Annotated in this window: 17 protein-coding genes; 8 read left to right on the top strand and 9 right to left on the bottom strand. The window is 68.0% G+C overall.

Annotated elements, in window-relative coordinates; all coding sequences use genetic code 11:
• Positions 1-180: 180 nt before the first annotated feature.
• The 8 genes from ACZ5YA_RS25095 to ACZ5YA_RS25130 all read left to right on the top strand — a co-directional run bounded on the left by ACZ5YA_RS25095 (position 181) and on the right by ACZ5YA_RS25130 (position 8991).
• Positions 181-2532, top strand: coding sequence for a bifunctional salicylyl-CoA 5-hydroxylase/oxidoreductase (locus ACZ5YA_RS25095; RefSeq protein ID WP_464091388.1), 2352 nt, complete (start codon positions 181-183; stop codon positions 2530-2532).
• Positions 2529-3320: an SDR family NAD(P)-dependent oxidoreductase gene (locus tag ACZ5YA_RS25100; RefSeq protein ID WP_059379141.1), complete on the top strand. Its 792-nt coding sequence runs from the start codon at positions 2529-2531 to the stop codon at positions 3318-3320. The genes ACZ5YA_RS25095 and ACZ5YA_RS25100 overlap by 4 nt, the downstream gene beginning before the upstream one ends.
• A 41-nt stretch (positions 3321-3361) precedes the next feature.
• Positions 3362-4219 carry an enoyl-CoA hydratase family protein gene (locus tag ACZ5YA_RS25105; protein WP_464091389.1) on the top strand — a complete coding sequence of 286 codons (858 nt, stop codon included), beginning with the start codon at positions 3362-3364 and terminating at the stop codon, positions 4217-4219.
• A gap of 2 nt (positions 4220-4221) precedes the next feature.
• Entirely contained in the window at positions 4222-5391 is a 1170-nt protein-coding gene (locus ACZ5YA_RS25110) for an acyl-CoA dehydrogenase family protein (protein WP_464091390.1), read from the top strand.
• 62 nt (positions 5392-5453) lie between these two features.
• A complete protein-coding gene (locus ACZ5YA_RS25115) occupies positions 5454-7094 on the top strand; it encodes an AMP-binding protein (RefSeq protein ID WP_059379137.1) in 1641 nt (546 codons plus the stop codon).
• 20 nt (positions 7095-7114) lie between these two features.
• Entirely contained in the window at positions 7115-7540 is a 426-nt protein-coding gene (locus ACZ5YA_RS25120; RefSeq protein ID WP_013391343.1) for an acyl-CoA thioesterase, read from the top strand.
• A 42-nt stretch (positions 7541-7582) separates the two neighbouring features.
• On the top strand, positions 7583-7990 hold the full coding sequence (locus ACZ5YA_RS25125) for a RidA family protein (RefSeq protein ID WP_042796274.1): 408 nt from the start codon (positions 7583-7585) through the stop codon (positions 7988-7990).
• Positions 7991-8109: 119 nt separating this feature from the next.
• Complete coding sequence (locus ACZ5YA_RS25130) at positions 8110-8991, top strand: LysR family transcriptional regulator (RefSeq protein ID WP_059379131.1); 882 nt, start codon at positions 8110-8112, stop codon at positions 8989-8991.
• 25 nt (positions 8992-9016) lie between these two features.
• On the opposite strand, the gene lpdA is transcribed toward ACZ5YA_RS25130, so the two are convergent.
• The 9 genes from lpdA to ACZ5YA_RS25175 are packed head-to-tail and all read right to left on the bottom strand — an operon-like array spanning position 9017 to position 18918.
• Positions 9017-10414, bottom strand: coding sequence for a dihydrolipoyl dehydrogenase (lpdA, locus tag ACZ5YA_RS25135; protein WP_251878044.1), 1398 nt, complete (start codon positions 10412-10414; stop codon positions 9017-9019).
• 8 nt (positions 10415-10422) lie between these two features.
• Complete coding sequence (locus tag ACZ5YA_RS25140; protein WP_187774069.1) at positions 10423-11709, bottom strand: pyruvate dehydrogenase complex dihydrolipoamide acetyltransferase; 1287 nt, start codon at positions 11707-11709, stop codon at positions 10423-10425.
• Between the two features lie 10 nt (positions 11710-11719).
• Positions 11720-12205 carry a VOC family protein gene (locus ACZ5YA_RS25145; protein WP_464091391.1) on the bottom strand — a complete coding sequence of 162 codons (486 nt, stop codon included), beginning with the start codon at positions 12203-12205 and terminating at the stop codon, positions 11720-11722.
• Complete coding sequence (locus ACZ5YA_RS25150; RefSeq protein ID WP_059379123.1) at positions 12202-14385, bottom strand: alpha-ketoacid dehydrogenase subunit alpha/beta; 2184 nt, start codon at positions 14383-14385, stop codon at positions 12202-12204. The genes ACZ5YA_RS25145 and ACZ5YA_RS25150 overlap by 4 nt, the downstream gene beginning before the upstream one ends.
• A 38-nt stretch (positions 14386-14423) precedes the next feature.
• On the bottom strand, positions 14424-15212 hold the full coding sequence (locus tag ACZ5YA_RS25155; protein ID WP_464091392.1) for an SDR family NAD(P)-dependent oxidoreductase: 789 nt from the start codon (positions 15210-15212) through the stop codon (positions 14424-14426).
• A 34-nt stretch (positions 15213-15246) separates the two neighbouring features.
• Positions 15247-15966, bottom strand: coding sequence for an ABC transporter ATP-binding protein (locus ACZ5YA_RS25160; protein WP_054458931.1), 720 nt, complete (start codon positions 15964-15966; stop codon positions 15247-15249).
• Entirely contained in the window at positions 15963-16715 is a 753-nt protein-coding gene (locus ACZ5YA_RS25165) for an ABC transporter ATP-binding protein (RefSeq protein ID WP_059379120.1), read from the bottom strand. The genes ACZ5YA_RS25160 and ACZ5YA_RS25165 overlap by 4 nt, the downstream gene beginning before the upstream one ends.
• Positions 16712-17980, bottom strand: a complete 1269-nt coding sequence (locus tag ACZ5YA_RS25170; RefSeq protein WP_059379118.1) for a branched-chain amino acid ABC transporter permease — start codon at positions 17978-17980, stop codon at positions 16712-16714. The genes ACZ5YA_RS25165 and ACZ5YA_RS25170 overlap by 4 nt, the downstream gene beginning before the upstream one ends.
• Positions 17977-18918, bottom strand: coding sequence for a branched-chain amino acid ABC transporter permease (locus ACZ5YA_RS25175; RefSeq protein ID WP_054458937.1), 942 nt, complete (start codon positions 18916-18918; stop codon positions 17977-17979). Before ACZ5YA_RS25175 ends, ACZ5YA_RS25170 begins: the two co-directional genes overlap by 4 nt.
• Positions 18919-19004: the final 86 nt, after the last annotated feature.

Raw genomic sequence — 19004 nt, forward strand, 5'->3', positions numbered from 1 at the left:
GTAGCGGAGGCGGCAAGCGCGTCCCTATTTAGGGGCTCAAAGTATCTAGATACTTTCCCCATTTGCGCCTCGGGATCTTCAGGTATATATTTCAAGCCTAAACTATCCAGGTTTAAATATCTGCGGCCGCCAGCTCCAGGAATTCAGAGCGGATGTCGCTTACCACGGAGCGCTACGGCAATGAAAATAGTCTGCATCGGCGGGGGCCCCGCCGGCCTGTATTTCGGTCTGCTCATGAAGCTGCAAGACCCCGCCAACGAAGTCACCGTGATCGAGCGCAACCGCCCTTACGACACCTTCGGCTGGGGGGTGGTGTTCTCCGACGCCACCATGCAGAACCTGCGTGAAGCCGACCCCGTTTCCGCCCAGACCATCGGCGACGCCTTCAACCACTGGGACGACATCGACATCAACTTCAAGGGCCGCAGCATTCGCAGCGGCGGCCACGGCTTCATCGGCATCGGCCGCAAGAAGCTGCTGAACATCCTGCAGGCGCGCTGCGAGGACGTGGGCGTGAAGCTGGTGTTCGAACAGTTCATCCAGGACGACCAGGCCATCGCCCGCGAATACGACGCCGACCTGGTCATCGCCTCGGACGGCATCAACAGCCAGGTCCGGACCCGCTACGCCGACACTTTCCTTCCGGACATCGACCAGCGCCGCTGCCGCTTCGTGTGGCTGGGCACCAAGAAGGTGTTCGACGCCTTCACCTTCGCCTTTGTCCAGACCGAGCACGGCTGGTTCCAGGCGCACGCCTACCGCTACGAAGACGGCATGTCCACCTTCATCGTGGAAACGCCCGAGGAAACCTGGCAGGCCGCCGGCATCGAGCAGATGAGCCAGGAAGAGGGCATCGCCTACTGCGAAAAGCTGTTCGCGCCCTGGCTGGACGGCAATCCGCTGATCAGCAACGCCACGCACCTGCGCGGCTCGGCCATCTGGATCCGCTTCCCGCGCGTCATCTGCAATACCTGGGTGCACTGGAACAAGCTGGATACCGCCCGCGGCGAGCGCCGCGTGCCCGTGGTGCTGATGGGCGACGCCGCCCACACCGCCCACTTCTCGATCGGCTCCGGCACCAAGCTGGCCCTGGAAGACGCGATCGAGCTGGCGCGCTGCCTGAGCGGCGCCGAAGGCAGCGTCGAAGCCGGCCTGAAGCACTACGAGGAAGTGCGCAGCGTCGAAGTGCTGAAGATCCAGAACGCCGCCCGCAACTCCACCGAATGGTTCGAGAACGTCGAGCGCTATGCCGACCTTGAGCCTGAACAGTTCGCCTATTCGCTGTTGACCCGTTCGCAGCGGATCTCGCACGAAAACCTGCGCCTGCGCGACCCGGCCTGGCTGGAAGGCTTCGAGCGCTGGATCGCGGAACGCGCCGGCGCTGCCGCCGCGCCGGGCCAGCGGCCCGCGATCCCCATGCTGACGCCCTATCAGGCGCGCGGCGTGCGGCTGAAGAACCGCATTCTGGTGTCGCCGATGGCCATGTATTCCTGCACCGATGGCGTGCCGGGCGACTTCCACCTGGTGCACCTGGGCGCACGCGCCATGGGCGGCGCGGGCCTCGTCATGGTCGAGATGACCTGCGTGTCGCCGGACGGCCGCATCACCCCGGGTTGCCCGGGCCTCTGGAATGACGAGCAGCGCGACGCGTTTGCCCGCATCGTCGGCTTCGTGCATGGCAACAGCGATGCCCGCATCGGCCTGCAGCTGGGCCACGCCGGTCGCAAGGGTTCCACGCAGCTGGGCTGGCAGAAGATCGATCATCCTCTGGCCGAAGGCAACTGGCCGCTCTTGTCGGCGTCGGCCCTGCCTTACATCGAAGGCGTGTCGCAGACGCCGCGCGCCATGACGCGCACCGACATGGACGACGTGCGCGACAACTTCGTGGCCGCCGCCCGCCGCGCCGAGCAGGCCGGCTTCGACTGGCTGGAGCTGCACTGCGCGCACGGCTACCTGCTGTCGAGCTTCATTTCGCCGCTCACGAACCATCGCACCGACGAATACGGCGGTAGCCTGGAGAACCGCCTGCGCTTCCCGCTGGAGGTGTTCCATGCCGTGCGCGCGGTATGGCCCGAGAACAAGCCCATGTCGGTGCGGATTTCCGCCAGCGACTGGGTCGAAGGCGGCATCACGGCCGATGACGCGGTGGAGATCGCGCGCCACTTCAAGGCTGCCGGCGCCGACATGATCGATTGCTCGTCCGGCCAGGTCAGCAAGGAAGAAAAGCCGGTCTACGGCCGCATGTTCCAGACCCCGTTCGCGGACCGCGTGCGCAACGAGGCCGGCATCCCGACCATCGCGGTGGGCGCCATCTTCGAGGCCGACCACGCCAACGGCATCATCGCCTCGGGCCGCGCCGACCTTTGCGCGCTGGCGCGTCCCCATTTGGCTGACGCCTCCTGGACGCTACGCGAAGCCGCGCGAGTGGGCTACCGTGATGTTTCCTGGCCGAGCCAGTACTTCGCCGGCAAGCGCCAACTGGAAACCAACTTCGAACGCGCCGCCGCGATGGCGCAACTGGATATCAAATGAACGCAACTCCGCTCCCGCTGGCCGGACGCCACGCCCTGGTGACGGGCGGCGCCCGCGGCATCGGGCTGGCCTGCGCCCGGGCGCTCTTGCAGCGCGGCGCGCGCGTCACGCTGCTGGGCCGCGACGGCGCCGCGCTGGACGCCGCGGCCGACAGCCTGGCCAGCCTGGGCCAGGTGCAGGCCGTCAGCGCCGACATCGCCAACGAAGCCTCGGTGCGGGCGGCCTTCGCCCAGGCCGAGGCCGAGTTCGGTCCGGTACTGGTGCTGGTGAACAACGCCGGCCAGGCCGTCAGCCAGCGCTTTGACCGCACCGACGCGGCGCTGTGGCAGTCGATGCTGGACGTCAATCTGACCGGGACCTTCCACTGCATCCAGGCGGCCTTGCCCGGCATGCTGCAGGAAAAATGGGGCCGCGTAATCAACGTGGCCAGCACGGCCGGCCTGATCGGCTACGGCTATGTCAGCGCCTATTGCGCCGCCAAGCACGGCGTGATCGGCCTGACCCGTTCGCTGGCGCTGGAAACGGCGCAGAAGGGCGTCACGGTCAACGCCGTATGCCCCGGCTACACGGAAACCGACATCGTGCGCGGCGCGGTGTCGAACATCGTCGACAAGACCGGCATGACGCCGGACGCCGCGCGCGCCAAGCTGGCCGAGCGCAACCCCCAGGGCCGCCTGGTGCAGCCCGAGGAAGTGGCCGAGACGGTCGCCTGGCTGGCCTTGCCGGCTTCGGCTTCGGTCAACGGCCAGGCCATCGCCGTAGACGGCGGCGAAGTGATGACCGGCTGAAGCCGGCGCCCCATCCACCCCAATTCACGAACGGAGACACCATGAGCACCCAGCCCGAAGAGCACACCATGAAACACCACAAGCGTCCGTTCGCCGGCTACCAGGCCAAGACGTTCCTGTGGCAGGTGTCGGCCGACGGCAAGATCGGCACGGTGACGCTGAATCGCCCCGAGCGCAAGAACCCGCTGACGTTCGATTCCTACGCCGAGTTGCGCGACCTGTTCCGCGCGCTGGTGTACGCCACCGACATCAAGGTCGTGGTGGTGACGGGCGCGGGCGGCAACTTCTGCTCGGGCGGCGACGTGCACGAGATCATCGGTCCGCTGACCAAGATGAGCATGCCCGAGCTGCTGGACTTCACCCGCATGACGGGCGATCTGGTCAAGGCCATGCGCGCTTGCCCGCAGCCCATCGTGGCGGCGGTCGACGGCATCTGCGCCGGCGCCGGCGCCATGGTGGCGCTGGCCTCGGACATGCGCCTGGGCACGCCCGCCGCGCGCACCGCCTTCCTGTTCACGCGAGTCGGCCTGGCCGGCGCCGACATGGGCGCATGCACCTTGCTGCCGCGCATGATCGGCCAGGGCCGCGCGTCCGAACTGCTCTACACGGGCCGCGCCATGACGGCGGAAGAAGGCGTCAGCTGGGGCTTCTTCAATGCCCTGCATGAACCCGGCGCGCTGGCCGACGCCGCGCAGACGCTGGCCGCGCAGCTGGCGGCGGGGCCGACCTTCGCCCACGGCGTGACCAAGAAGCTGCTGCACCAGGAATGGAACATGGGGGTGGACGAGGCCATCGAGGCCGAAGCCGAGGCCCAGGCCATCTGCATGCAGACGCGCGATTTCCGTCGCGCCTACGAGGCCTTCGTGGCCAAGCAAAAACCGGTGTTCCAAGGGGACTGAGCATGCGCGACGCAAGCTGGCTGGATTGGCCGTTTTTCGACGATGCGCACCGCAAGCTGGCGCACGAGGTCGACGCCTGGTGCGAAGCGTCCCTGGGGAACGTGGATCACCATGACGCCGACGCTGCCTGCAAGAAGCTGGTGCGCGCCATGGGCGAGGCCGGCTGGCTGCGCTACGCCGTCGCGGGCGGCCCTGGCGGCGCCTGGGGCGGCGCGCTACCGGAAGTGGATTCCCGCGCGGTGTGCATCCTGCGCGAAACCCTGGCGCGCCATGAAGGGCTGGCCGATTTCGCCTTTGCCATGCAGGGCCTGGGCAGCGGCGCCATTTCGCTGATGGGCTCGGACGAACTGCGTCAGCGCTATCTGCCGCGCGTGGCGCGCGGCGAAGCCATCGCCGCCTTTGCGCTGTCGGAGCCCGACGCCGGCTCGGACGTGGCCGCGCTGGCCTGCGAGGCCACGCTGGACGGTGACCATTATGTGTTGAACGGCGCCAAGACCTGGATTTCCAACGGCGGCATCGCGGACTTCTATTGCGTGTTCGCGCGCACGGGCGAAGCCCCCGGCGCGCGTGGCATCAGCGCCTTCGTGGTGGATGCCGATACGCCGGGCTTCGAGGTCAGCGAACGCATCGACCTGATCGCTCCGCACCCGCTGGCGACCATCACGTTCGACAACTGCCGCATTCCGGCGTCGCACCGGCTGGGCGACGCGGGCCAGGGCTTCAAGCTGGCCATGATGACGCTGGACATCTTCCGCGCCTCGGTGGCGGCCGCCGCGCTGGGTTTCGCGCGCCGCGCGCTGGACGAAGGGCTGGCGCGTTCCAAGTCGCGCCGCATGTTCGGCCAGACGCTGTCGGACCTGCAGCTGACGCAGGCCGCGCTGGGCGACATGGCGACCGCCATCGACGCCTCGGCGCTCCTGACATACCGCGCGGCCTGGATGCGCGACGTGCTGAAGCAGCGCACCACGCGCGAAGCGGCCATGGCCAAGATGACCGCCACGGAATCGGCGCAGACCGTGATCGACCGCGCGCTGCAGATGTTCGGCGGCGCGGGCGTGGTGTCGGGGATGCCGGTGGAGAAGCTTTACAGGGAAATACGCGCGCTGCGGATCTACGAAGGCGCGACAGAAGTGCAGAAGTTGATCATTGCCCGTGAACTGCTGAAGGCGTAAGGCAGCCATCGAGCTCCGTCGTCCCGGCACAGCAACTACACCGCAATAGCAAGGGGAATTCCATGGAAGCATCCGCCCACATCGACACTTTCGCCCGGGACAATCTGCCCCCGGGCGAACAATGGCCAGAGTTCCTGCTCGACGGCCCCGACGTGGCCTATCCGAAACGTTTGAACTGCGCGGTCGAACTGGTGGACGCCATGGTCGAGCGCGGTCACGGCGAGCGCGTCGCGCTGCGCTGGAGCCAGGACGGCAAGCACGCCACGATGACCTACCGCGAACTGGCCGCGCTGACCAACCGTATCGCCCGAGTGTTGGCCGAAGATATGGGCCTGGTGCCGGGCAACCGCCTGCTGCTGCGCGGACCGAACAATCCCATGATGGCGGCCTCGTGGCTGGCAGCGATCAAGGCCGGGCTGGTGACGGTGCCGACGATGCCGCTGTTGCGCGCCAAGGAACTCAAGCAGATCATCGACAAGGCGCAGATCCAGGCCGTGCTGTGCGATGCCCGCCTGAAAGACGAGGCGGAGTTCTGCACCCAGTCCAGCCATGAGCATTATTGCCCTGGCCTGACCAAGGTCATGTACTTCAACGACAAGGCGCCCGACGCGCTGGATGCGTTGGCAGCGGCCAAGCCGGATGATTTCAAGGCCTGCGATACGGCGGCCGACGACGTGTGCCTGATCGCCTTCACCAGCGGCACCACCGGCGCGCCCAAGGGCTGCATGCACTTTCATCGCGACGTCCTGGCGATGTGCGACCTGTTCCCCAAGCACGTCATCAAGCCGGGTCCGGACGACATTTTCTGCGGCACGCCGCCGCTGGCATTTACCTTCGGCCTGGGCGGCCTGCTGTGCTTCCCGCTGCGCGTGGGCGCGAGCACGGTGCTGGCCGAGAAGCTGTCGCCGGAAAGCCTGCTGCAGCTGATCCAGGATTTCCGCGCCACCATCGTGTTCACGGCGCCCACGTTCTACCGCCAGATGGCGGCATTGGTGGGCAAGTTCGATCTGTCGTCGCTGAAGAAGAGCGTGTCGGCGGGCGAGGCGCTGCCGGATGCGACGCGCCAGCTCTGGAAAAAAGCCAGCGGCATCGAGATGATCGACGGCATCGGCGGCACGGAAATGATCCACGTGTTCGTGTCCAGCCCGCCGGAGTCGGTCAAGGCCGGCGCCATCGGCCGCGTGGTGCCGGGTTATGTGGCGCAGATCGTCGATGACGATATGAATCCCGTGCCCAACGGCACGGTGGGCCGGTTGGCGATCAAGGGGCCTACCGGCTGCCGCTATCTGGCGGACGAACGCCAGCGGCGCTTCGTGCAGAACGGCTGGAACCTGCCGGGCGATACGTTCCTGCAGGATGACGACGGCTATTTCTTCTATCAGGCGCGCAATGACGACATGATTGTTTCGGCGGGCTACAACATTGCCGGACCCGAGGTCGAGGACGCGCTGCTGCGTCACGAGGCCGTGGCGGAGTGCGGCGTGGTGGGCGCGGCGGACGACGAGCGCGGCCAGGTGGTCAAGGCCTTCGTGGTGCTCAAGCCGGGCTATGAAGCCGGCAGCGAGCTGGTCGCGGCGCTGCAGCAGTTCGTGAAGGCCAATATCGCGCCCTACAAGTATCCCCGTGCCATCGAGTTTGTCGACGCGCTGCCGCGCACCGAAACCGGCAAGCTGCAGCGTTTCGCGCTGCGCAAGATGGCCTGAACCGGCAACAAGGAAATTCCATGGCAGCCCCTTTCATCAGCCAGGTCGAAGTCCGCTTCCGTCATTGCGATCCGGCGGGCATCGTTTTCTACCCTCGCTACTTCGAGATGATCAATGACTTTGTCGAGGAATGGTTCGACAAGGGCATGGGGTTGCCGTTTCATGCGCTGCACGTGGAGCGGCACATCGGCACGCCGATGGCGTCGGTGCAGTGCGATTTCAGCGCGCCCAGCCGCTGGCACGAGCGTCTGCGCCAGGTGCTGGAAGTACAGCGCATCGGCGGCGCGTCGTTCAAGGCGCTGGTGCGCTTCGAGGGGCCGGATGGCCAGTTGCGCTTGTCGGCGACGCTGACGATCGTAACGGTGGATTTGCGGACGATGAAGTCCATGCCGCTGCCTGCGGATCTGCGGGAACGCATGCAGGCTTATCTGGTTCCCGCAGCGTAAGCGGCGGGGATCGTTTGCTTTTCTTAAATATAGGATGACGTTATGAAAATTCTGCAACCGCCGGATTGGATGGCGCCCCGGGGCTATTCGAATGGCGTGCTCACCGAGATGCAGGTGGGCAGCAAGCTCGTATTTGTGGGCGGGCAGGTGGGGTGGAATGGCCAGCAGCAGTTCGAGACCGACGATCTGGCGGAGCAGGTGCGCCAGACGCTGGCGAACATCGTCGCGATTCTGGCCGAGGGCGGCGCCAAGCCTGAGCATATCGTCCGGATGACGTGGTACGTGACGGACAAGAACGAGTATGTGGCGGCTTATCCCGCCATCGGCAAGCACTATCGTGAGTACATCGGCCGGCATTTCCCGGCGATGACGGCCGTGGAGGTGGCGGACCTGGTCGAGGACCGCGCCAAGGTGGAGATTGAGGTTACTGCCGTGGTGCCGGCGCAGTAATCGCCGGTTGCTCCTGAGCGCCGAGGGCCGGCTATCGCCTGGCCTTCGGCGTTTTTTTTGCAGGCTTCTTGAGCGCTGGGGCTCGATACAATCGATCCATCAACCAAGGAGCCTGCCTCATGTCCCTGAACTCTGACGCGGTACGCCTGTTCCTGGGCGTGGTGGACGCCGGATCCCTCAGCGCCGCCGCCGAGCTTCTGGGCCATACTGCGTCGGGCGTCAGCCGCGGCCTGTCGCGGCTTGAGGAAGAGCTCGGCGTCATCCTGATCAATCGCACCACCCGGCGCATGGAACTGACCGAGGAGGGCAAGCATTTCCTGCCCAAGGCCCGGCACATCGTCGCGTCGCTGGACGAAGCCGAGGATTGCATGCGCATGGTGCATCAGCGCCCGGCGGGCCGCTTGCGGGTGGATGCGTCGGTGCCCGTCATGCTGCATTGCGTGGTGCCGCTGGTGGCGGAGTTCCGGCACGAGTATCCGGCGATCACGCTCGAACTCACCAGCAACGACCGCATCGTGGACCTCATGGAACACCGCACCGACGTGGCGCTGCGCATGGGGCCGCTGACGGATTCCACCCTGCATGCGCGCACGCTGCGGCCGTCGCCGCGCTGGGTGATGGCCAGCCCGGACTACGTGGCCCGGCGCGGCGCGCCGCAGACGGTGGAGGACCTGGCGGCGCATGAAGTGCTGGGTTTCACCCAGCCTGAGAGCCTGAACGTCTGGCCCTTGCGCCACGCGGGCGGGTCCAGCTATCTGGCGGTGCCGACGCTGGCGACGTCCAGCGGCGAGACGCAGCGGCAACTGGCGGTGCGCGGCGTGGGCATCGCCTGCCTGTCTGACTTCGTGGTGCGCGAGGACGTCAAGGCCGGCCGGCTGGTGAAGCTGATGGAAGCCGCGCACACGGACTATCTGCAGCCCATGCACGCGGTGTATCACCGCAACACGCAGCTCTCGCGGCGCATCGCCTGCTTCCTGGATTTCTTCGCGGCGCGGATCTGAACCCGCGCCGCGCTTGGCATGGCGCCTAGGCGTGCAAGGCGCGGCCAAAGGCCGACAGCACCGATTCGTGCAGCGTTTCCGACAGGGTCGGGTGGGCGAACACGGTGTGCATCAGGTCTTCTTCCGTGGCTTCCAGCGAGGCCGCCACGCCGTAGCCCGTGATCAGCTCGGACGCTTCGGGGTGGATGATGTGCGCACCCAGCAGCTCGCCGCTCTTGGCGTCGAACACCGTCTTCACCAGTCCCTGGTCCTCGCCCATGGCGATTGCCTTGCCGTTGCCGGCGAAGGTGAATTTGCCCACGCGGATGTCGCCGCCGGTCTTGGCGGCGTGTTCGCGGGCGCGGGCTTCGCTCATGCCGATGCTGGCGACCTGTGGGTACGAGTAGGTGCAGGCCGGGATGCGCAACGGATCGATGGGATGCGCGGGCCTGCCGGCGATGGCTTCCACGCACAGCACGGCTTCGTGGCTGGCCTTGTGGGCAAGCCACGGCGCGCCCGCCACGTCGCCGATGGCATAGACGCCGGGCTCGCCCGTGCGGCACAGGCCGTCGGTGACGATGTGGGTCTTCTCCACCTTGACGCGGGTCTGCTCCAGGCCCAGGTTCTCGACGTTGCCGACGATGCCGGCGGCGACGATGACGCGGTCCACTTCCAGCTCGCTGCGCTTGCCTTGCTGGTCCAGCGTCACCTTCACGCCGCTCGCGGTCAGCGAGGACGAGGCCACGGCGCACTGCGTCAGTACCCGGATGCCTTGCTTTTCGAAGGCCTTGCGCGCCAGCGCCGAGATCTCGGCGTCTTCCTGCGGCAGGATTTCCGCAGTCATGTCGATCAGCGTGACTTCCGCGCCCACGGCGCGGTAGAAGCTGGCGAACTCCGCGCCAATGGCGCCCGCGCCCACCACCAGCAGCGACTTCGGAATCTCGGCTGGGACCAGCGCCTGGCGGTAGGCCCAGACGCGTTCACCCAGGGGCAGCGCCGGCAGCTCGCGGGCGCGCGCGCCCGTGGCCAGGATGATGTGCTTGGCCGACAGCGTGCTGCCGTTGTCCAGCACCAGGCGGCCGCCGCCCGCCAGCTTGGCGCTGGCGGCGAACACGGTCACGCCGTTCTTCTTCATCAGGTGCGCCACGCCCTGGCCCAGGCGGCCCGCCACCTTGCGTGAACGCGCCACCATGGCGGCCAGGTCCGGACGCGCTTCGCCCGCGCCCGCGACGCCGTAGTGCGCCGCCTCGCGGCAGGCGCGCAGCACGGTGGCGCTGTGCAACAGCGCCTTGGTGGGGATGCAGCCCCAGTTCAGGCAGATGCCGCCGAGTTCGGCGCGTTCCACCAGCGCGACCGACATGCCCAGCTGGGCCGCACGGATGGCCGCGACATAGCCGCCGGGGCCGCCGCCCACCACGACGAGATCAAACGTAGTCTTGGTCATGGCGGGGCTCACAGCAGGATGCGCACGGGGTTTTCGATCAGCGTGCGGAAGGCGGCCAGCCAGCGCGCGCCCACCGCGCCGTCCACCACGCGGTGGTCCGCGGACAGGGTCACGGTCATGACGGTGGCGGCGGCCAATTGGCCGTCGCTGTCCACCACCGGACGCTTTTCCGCCGCGCCCACCGCCAGGATGGCGGCCTGCGGCGGATTGATGATGGCGGCGAACTGGCTGATGCCGTACATGCCCAGGTTGCTGACGGTCAGCGAGCCGCCGGTGAATTCCTCGGGCTTGAGCCGGTTGATCTTGGCGCGTCCGGCCAGCTCGACGATTTCGCCTGCAATGGCGGACAAGGATTTCACGTCGGCATCGCGCACGATGGGCGTGACCAGGCCGCCGTCGGTCGCCACCGCCACCGAGATGTCGGCGCCGGCATGGTATTCGACCGCGTCCTCGTGCCAGCTGGCATTGACCTCCGGCACTTCGCGCAGGGCCAGCGCGGCCGCGCGCACGATGAAGTCATTGACCGACAGTTTCACCGCGCCGCCCTGGTTGGCCTGGGCGCGCAGCGCCAGCAGCGCGTCCATCCGGCAATCCACCGTCAGGTAGAAGTGCGGCACGTTCTGCTTGCTCTCGGTGAGACGGCGGGCGATGGCGCGGCGCATGCCGGTATGCGGCACGCGGCGCGCGGCGGGACGGCCGGCCAGCGCTGCGGGCGCCGCGGCCGGGGCGCGGTCGCGCGCCGCTTCCACGTCGCGGCGCACGATGCGGCCGTGCGGACCGGTGCCGGTCACGCCCAGCAGATCCACATGCCATTGCGCGGCCAGGCGGCGCGCCAGCGGGCTGGCGAACAGGCGCCCGCCGGGGACCGGAGCGTTGCTGGCGGCGGCCGGCGCCTTGGGCGCGGCTGCGGCGCCGGCAGGGGCGGCAGCGCAGTTGGCCGGGGGGCAAACGGCGGCGGCATTGCCGGCGGGAGCCGAAGCAGCGGCAGCGGCTGCCGGCTGCACGGCCGCGCCGGCTTCGGCCAGCGCGCGGTCGATGGCCGAGGCGTCTTCGCCCTGCGCCAGCAGCACGCCGATCACGGTGTTCACCGGCACGGAGGCCGCGCCTGCCTGGACCACGATGCGGCCCAGCACGCCGGCCTGCTCGGCATTGATCTCGACAATGGCCTTTTCGGTTTCGATTTCCGCCAGCGCATCGCCCACGGCGACCACGTCGCCTTCTTTCTTGAGCCACTGGTGCAGCGTGCCGCCCGAGGTGTCGGCAGCAACGGAGGGGAGCTTGATAAGGTGTGCCACGATATTCGTCCTATTCAGCGGCGCCAGCCAGGTCCGGCCGGTAGGTGGCGGGATCGTCGTATTCGACCAGTTCCAGCACATTGCCTTCAGGGTCGCGGAAGAACGCCAGCCAGGTGCCGGGGCGCACTTCCATCGGCGCGGGCTTGCTGTCGAAGACCACGCCCCGGGCTTCCAGGTCGCGGACCACGCCGGGCAGGTCCCGCACGATGAAGGTCAGGTAGGTTGCGCCCTGGCGGTCCAGGATGGCCGCGCCGCGCGCAGCGGCCTCGGGTGCGGCGGCGGGTTGCAGCAGCTTGATGCGTTCGCCGTAGCTGGTCTGCAGGCGCGCCACGTCGTAGCCATGGCGCGTGAGGCCGGTGGCCTGCGCCTTGTCGGCCGGCACGTGCACGCGGTTGACGAGCTTCAGGCCCAGGATGCCGGTGTAGAAGGCCAGCTGCGCGTCCAGGTCGGCGCAGCAGATGCCGACTTCCATCGGCACGGTCATGTGCAGGGTCATGCCTGTTCTCCCAGATCGGCCAGCACGTCGGCCAGGCCGGCCATGACTTCCTCGGTGTCGGCGAAGGCCGCGCGCTCGAGCACCTTGGAGATGCTGGGCGAGGCTTCGCCGCCGGTCACGCGCTTGACCGGCTGGTCCAGCCAATCGAAGTAGCGGCGCTGGATCTCGTCGGCCAGCATGGCGCCGTAGGAGGTGCCGCGCGCGCCTTGCTCCACGATCAGCACGTTGTTGGTCTTCATGATGCTGGCGCCGATGGTGTCCCAGTCCAGGCTGGCGCGGTCCAGCGTGCGCAGGTCGATGACCTCGGCGTCCACGCCGGCTGCTTCAGCCGCCTTGAGCGCGCGGCTGACCATGGACAGATAGGTCAGGATGGTGACCTTGCCGCCCTCGCGGCGCACGCGGGCCTTGCCAAACGGGATCGCATAGTCGAGGTCGTCCGCGGGCACTTCGCCCGAGGAGGCGTACAGGTCCACGTGCTCGATCACCAGCACCGGGTCCTTGGAGGCCAGCGCGGTGTTCATCAGGCCGACGTACTCGTAAGGCGTGGACGGCGCGACCACGCGCCAGCCGGGCGCGGTGGCGAAGATGCCGGCCGGATCCATCGAGTGCTGCGAGCCGTAGCCCGTGCCCATGGCGACCTTGGTGCGCAGCACGAAGGGCACGTCGATGTCGCCGCCGAACATGTGGCGGGCCTTGCCGATCTGGTTGAAGATCTGGTCGGCCGCGACCCACATGAAGTCGGGGTACATGAACTCCACGATGGGCCGGTAGCGGCCGTCCATGGCCAGGCCGCCGCCCAGGCCGGCGAAGGCGTTCTCGGAAATGGGGGTGCCCAGCACGCGGTCCGGATACTTGTCCTTCAGGCCGCGCGTGGCGCCGTTGGTGCCGCCCTTCAGGCGGTGCACGTCTTCGCCCAGCACCACCACACCGGGGTCGGTTTCCATGCGGCGGTCCAGCACGTCGGCCACCGCGTCGACGAACTTGCGCTCGGCGGATTGGCCGGCGTAGTCGGCGGCTTCCTGGTAGCGCAGGCCGGCCAGTTCCGAGCCGTCGCTGCGCAGGCCCACGTCGCGGAAGTCCGGGCTGGGCCAGAGGTCGGCGCGCACGCGGCGCTTGCCGCCGTCGGCGGCTTCGGTCAGGCGGCCGGTCACGTCCTTCATCACGTCCTTGCAGCGCTGGCGCAGGGCGTCCACTTCGGCTTGCGTGATCAGCTGGCGGGCGATCATTTCCGCGGCGATCTTGTCCAGCGGATCGCGGCGGCGCCATTGCGCTTCCTCGTCCTTGCTGCGGTAGCCGAAGGCGCTGCCGGGGAACGGGCCGTTCTGGTGGAAAAAGCGGTACACGTCCACTTCGACGATGGTGGGACCGTTGCCGGCGCGCATGTGCGCCACGGCTTCGGACATGGCCAGGTGAACCGCCAGCGGATCCATGCCGTCCACCTTCCACGACGGGATGTTGAAGGCCAGGCCGCGCGCCGACAGGCGCGGTTCGGCGGTGGACTCTTCCACGGTGGTGGACACGGCGTAGCGGTTGTTCTCGATGAAGAAGCACAGCGGCGTCTTCCAGGCCGCGGTCAGGTTCATGGTTTCCAGCACCGAGCCGATGTTCACCGCGCCGTCGCCGAAATAGGTCACGGCGACGCGGTCGGTGCCGGCGTGCTTGTGCGCCCAGCCCGCGCCGGCCGCCAGCGGCACGCCGCCGCCGACGATGGCGTTGGTGCCCAGCGCGCCGGCTTCGAGCCAGCGCAGGTGCATGCTGCCGCCGCGGCCGCGGCAGTAGCCCTGGGCCAGGCCCATGATCTCGGCCAGCGTCTTCTGCAGGACCTCATCGATGGCGGGCGTGAGCGGATTGCGCGGGTCCAGGCCCAGCGGCGCGACGTGCTGCAGCGCCTTGGCCAGGAACTGGTGGTGGCCGCGGTGCGAACCGTTGATCTGGTCGCCGGCGCCCAGCGCCAGCACCGAGCCGACCGCGCCGCCTTCCTGGCCCACGGACGAATGCGCGGGGCCGTGCACCAGGCCTTCGGCGGCCAGGTCGAGCACGGCTTCTTCAAAGGCGCGGATCCAGTGCAGCTGGGTCAGCATGGTGCCCAGCAGGGCCGGGTCCGCCTGTTGCCAGTCCTTGGCGTCTACCGTCAGTTGCCGCCAGGGCGCTTGGGGCTCAAGCGGTTGGTGGGTGGCCATGAGTGAATCTCCAGAGATGTGTGTATGCGTTCTTGCGATTAGAGGTAGCTGTAGCGGCTCCAGCCGCCGTCGGCCACCAGGGTGTGTCCGTTTACGTAGGCGGCCTGGCGCGAGGCCAGGAACACCGCCAGGTCGGCCATTTCGGCGGGTTGCGCCAGCCGGCGCAGCGGCGTGCGCTGCTTGAGGCGCTCGGGGTCGAGACGGCCGCGCGCGGCCAGGTCGCGCACCAGGTCCGTTTCCACGTAGCCCGGCGCCAGCGCGTTCACGCGCACGCCCATCGGGCCCCATTCCACGGCCAGGGTCTCGGTCAGCAGCACCACCGCGCCCTTGGTGGCGCAATAGGCGGCGCGGTCGGGCGCCGCCACCACGCCGTACATGGAGGCCAGGTTGATGATGGCGCCTGCGCCAGCGGGCACCATGCGGCGGCCGGCGGCCTGGGCGCACAGGAACACGCCGGTCAGGTTGATGTCCACGGCGCGGCGCCATTCGTCCACGGTGACTTCCAGCGTGGGCTTGTTGGCGGAGACGCCGGCGTTGTTGACCAGCACGTCGATGCGGCCCCAGGCCCTTTCGACCTGTGCGAAAGCCTGCTCGACCGCGTCGGCGTCGATGACCGAGGCCTGCACGGCCAGCGCTTCGCCACCCAGCGCGGCCAGGCCGGCGACGGCTTCGTCCAGCGCAGCGGCGTCCATGTCCAGCAGCGCCACGCGCGCGCCCTGGCGCGCGAAGGCCTGCGCCGTGGCCAGGCCTATGCCTTTGGCGCCGCCGGTGATGACGACGCTCTGGCCGCGCAGGTCGGGATGGATGACTTCCGGAGTTTGGTCCAAGATGTTTGCCTCTTAGCGATGTATTTGCCGGCGCTCAGACCGCCAGCCATTCCTGGACCACGTCCTGGCGCTCATGCAACTGCGCGGGCGGTCCTTCGAAAACGATGCGGCCGTGGCCCATCACGCTGACGCGGGTGGAGACCTTCAGCGCGATGGTCAGCTTCTGCTCCACCAGCACCACGGACACGCCGCGCTTGTGGATGTCGCGGATCACGTCGGCGATCACTTCCACGATCTTCGGCGCCAGCCCTTCGGTGGGTTCGTCGATCAGCATGACCTTGGGGTTGCCCAAGAGCGAACGGCACATGGTCAGCATCTGCTGTTCCCCGCCCGACAGGTTGCCGGCCTTGGTGCCGCGACGTTCCTTCAGACGCGGGAAGTAGTCGAACATCTGCTCGGTCGACCAATAGGGCGCGTCGTCGCGCTTGGGCTGTTCGCCCATGCGCAGGTTTTCGTCCACGGTCAGGTTGGCGAACACCTCGCGCTCTTCCGGCACGAAGCCCAGGCCGGCGCGGGCGATCTCGAAGGGGCGCTTGTTGGTGATGTCGCGGCCTTCGATGGCGATGCTGCCGCCGGTCACGTCCACCAGGCCCATGATGCTCTTCATGGTGGTGGAGCGGCCCGCGCCGTTGCGGCCCAGCAGGCTTACGACTTCGCCGCGGCCGACCGTCAGGTCGATGCCGTGCAGGATGTGGCTCTTGCCGTAGTGGGCATGCACGCCTTGCAGGCTCAGCAAGGGGGATTGCGTCGTCATACCGTTTCCTCTCCCAGGTAGGCTTCGCGCACGCGGGCGTCGCCGCGGATGTCGGCCGGCGTGCCGGTGGCGAGGATCTCGCCATAGACCAGCACGCTGATGCGGTCGGCCAGCGAGAACACCACCTGCATGTCGTGCTCCACGATCAGCAGCGTGCAGTCGCGGGTCACGTCCTTGATGAGCTCGACCGTGTAGTCCACCTCGTGCTGGGACATGCCCGCCATGGGCTCGTCCAGCAGGATGACCTTGGGGCGCGAGGCCAGCGTCATGCCGATTTCCAGCGAACGCTGTTCCGAATAGTTCAGGTCGCCGGCGGCGGTGTGCTGCTTGGCGGCCAGGCGCACTTTCTCCAGCAGGCGGTCGACGTCTTCGTTGACGGCGCGGTTGCGGGCGATGGGGCGCCAGAAGTTGTAGACCAGGCCGTGCATGCGCAGCACCGCCAGCCGCAGGTTCTCGCGCACCGACAGGCGCGGGAACACGTTGGTGATCTGGAACGAGCGCGCCAGCCCCAGGCGGTTGATGCGCTCCGGCGGCAGGCCGCCGATGGAGCGCGAACGCAGGCTGATGTCGCCCGAGGTCGGCGCGAACGAGCCCGACATCAGGTGGAACAGCGTGGACTTGCCGGCGCCGTTCGGGCCGATGACGGCATGGCGTTCGCCGGCCTCGACCTTCAGGTTCACGCCGCGGATGATCTGCGCGTCGCCAAAGGACTTGCGCACGTCGGTCAGGGTCAGGATTTCGTGGCTCATTGTGCAGCCTCCAGCGCGGGAGCGGCTTGTTCGTCGTCGCGCCACAGGGCCAGCGCCCAGCGGCAGGCCGCCAGGCCCGCCACGAACAGCGCCAGCGGAATCAGCCAGGTCGACAGCGCCAGCGGCGCCCAGTCGTGGCCGAACAGCGGAATCTCGGGCCAGCCGGCCTCGGGGTTCATGGCCAGCAGCGAGCGGTAGTCGCGGGCGAACATGCGTTGCAGCAGCTCAACCGTGAAGACCGTGGCGCAGGTCAGCAGCAGGCCGCCCGCCACCGAGACCGCCGCGCGCGGCAGCCAGTTGCCCAGGCCGCGCTCGCGCAGCGAACGGGCGGCGCCCTGCACCAGGCCGACCAGGCCGTCCGGCACGAACAGCATCACCAGCACGAACAGGATGCCCTGGTACAGCAGCCAGGAGCGCGTGATGTCGGCCAGCGTCTGCGACAGGAAGGTCAGGATGGAGGCGCCCAGCACCGGGCCGAGGAAGGCGTTGACGCCGCCGATGTAGGCGAACAGCACCGCGTCGGTGGACAGCTTGACGTCGAACAGCACGTAGTTGCCGGCCTCGATGTTCAGCGCCTGCAGGCCGCCGGCGATGCCGGCGAACATGGCGGACAGCGCGAACACCAGGGTCTTGAGCGTGTGCGGCCGATAGCCCAGGTAGCGCAGGCGGTTGGCGTTCTCGCGCAGGCCCAGCGTCAGCCGGCCCAGCGGCGTGCGCGTCAGGCCATAAAGCGCGGCCAGCGACACCAGCACCCAGGCCAGCACCAGGAAATAGACCTCGATGTCGGAACCGAAGGTGAAGCCCCAGGCCGGCATGCGCATGGCGGATACGCCCGCCTCGCCGCCGAACACGCCTTTCAGGTGCGGCGCCAGCGCATGCAACAGCTCGGCCAGCGCCAGCGTGATCATGGCGAAGTAGACGCCGGCGCGCATGGTGGCGAACCAGCCCGCGACCAGGCCGAACAGCAGGCCGGCCACGCCGCCCGCCAACGGCATCAGCGGCGTGGGCAAGAGGCCCGCGCCGCCCAGCGCATTCATGGCGTGGATGGTGGCGAAGGTGCCCACGCCGAAGTAGGCGGCGTGGCCGAAGGACAGCATTCCGCCCTGGCCGGCCAGCAGGTTGAAGGCGCAGGCGAACAGCGCGGCGATCAGCATCTGCACGGCTGCCACCAGCTGGCCCGGGGGCAGCAGCCAGGGCAGCGCGCAGAGCGCGGCCACGCACAGGACGAGGAGCAGCAGGGCGGAAGTACGGCGGGTCTGGCTCATGCCTGTTCTCCCTTCAGGCCCGAAGGCTTGACCAGCAGCACCACCAGCATCAGCAGGAAGGGCAGGGTCGCGGCCAGGCTGGAAATCTTCACGGTCATCAGGCCGCCCACGCTTTCGGCCCATTCGCCGGCGCCGAACAGGCCGAACAGGGTCGCCAGGCTGGCGTCGATGCCGACCGAGAACGAGCTGATCAGGCCGATCAGCAGCGAGGCGATCATCGCGCCTTCGAGCGAGCCCAGGCCGCCCACCACCACCACCACGAACACCAGCACGCCCAGTTCCAGCGCCATGTTGGGATTGGTGGTGTAGAAGGCGCCTGCGACCGCGCCGGCCAGGCCGGCCATGGCCGCGCCCACGCCGAACACGCTCATGAACACCAGCGGCACGTTATGGCCCAGCGCCTCGGCCATGCGCGGACGGTAGATGGCCGAACGCACCACGATGCCCACGCGGGTGCGCGACAGCAACAGATAGATCACGGCGAACATCGCCAGGGACACGCCGCCCATCAGCAGGCGGTAGAACGGATAGTCCGCGTCGAACACGCGGAAGGCCGCGAAGTTGAGGAACTGCGGCACGCGGTAGTCGACCGGGAAGTCGCCGTAGAACAGCTTGATCAGCTCCGCCACGATGAAGGCCAGGCCGAAGGTCACCAGCAGTTCCTGCGCATGGCCGAACTTGTGGACGCGGCGCAGGAAATAGCGCTCAACGCCCATGCCGAGCAGGCCGGCGATGATGGTGGCCAGGACCAGCGCGGTCCAGAAGCCGGTGACGGGCGTCAGGGTGTAGGCGGCGTACGCGCCTATCATGTAGAACGAGGCGTGCGCGAAGTTGAGCACGCCCATCATTCCGAAAATCAGTGTCAGGCCTGCCGACACCATGAATAGCAGCAGGCCGTAAATCACGCCGTTCAACAGCGAGACGGTAAAGTATTCCATGTCCGCTCCAGGATTCTTGCGCTAAGACGACGGACGTCTTGCGAGCGATTGCGCACCAGGTTTTTCCGGCCCGCGCCGGGGGTGCG

Source organism: Achromobacter sp. JCM 18799, assembly GCF_055395645.1.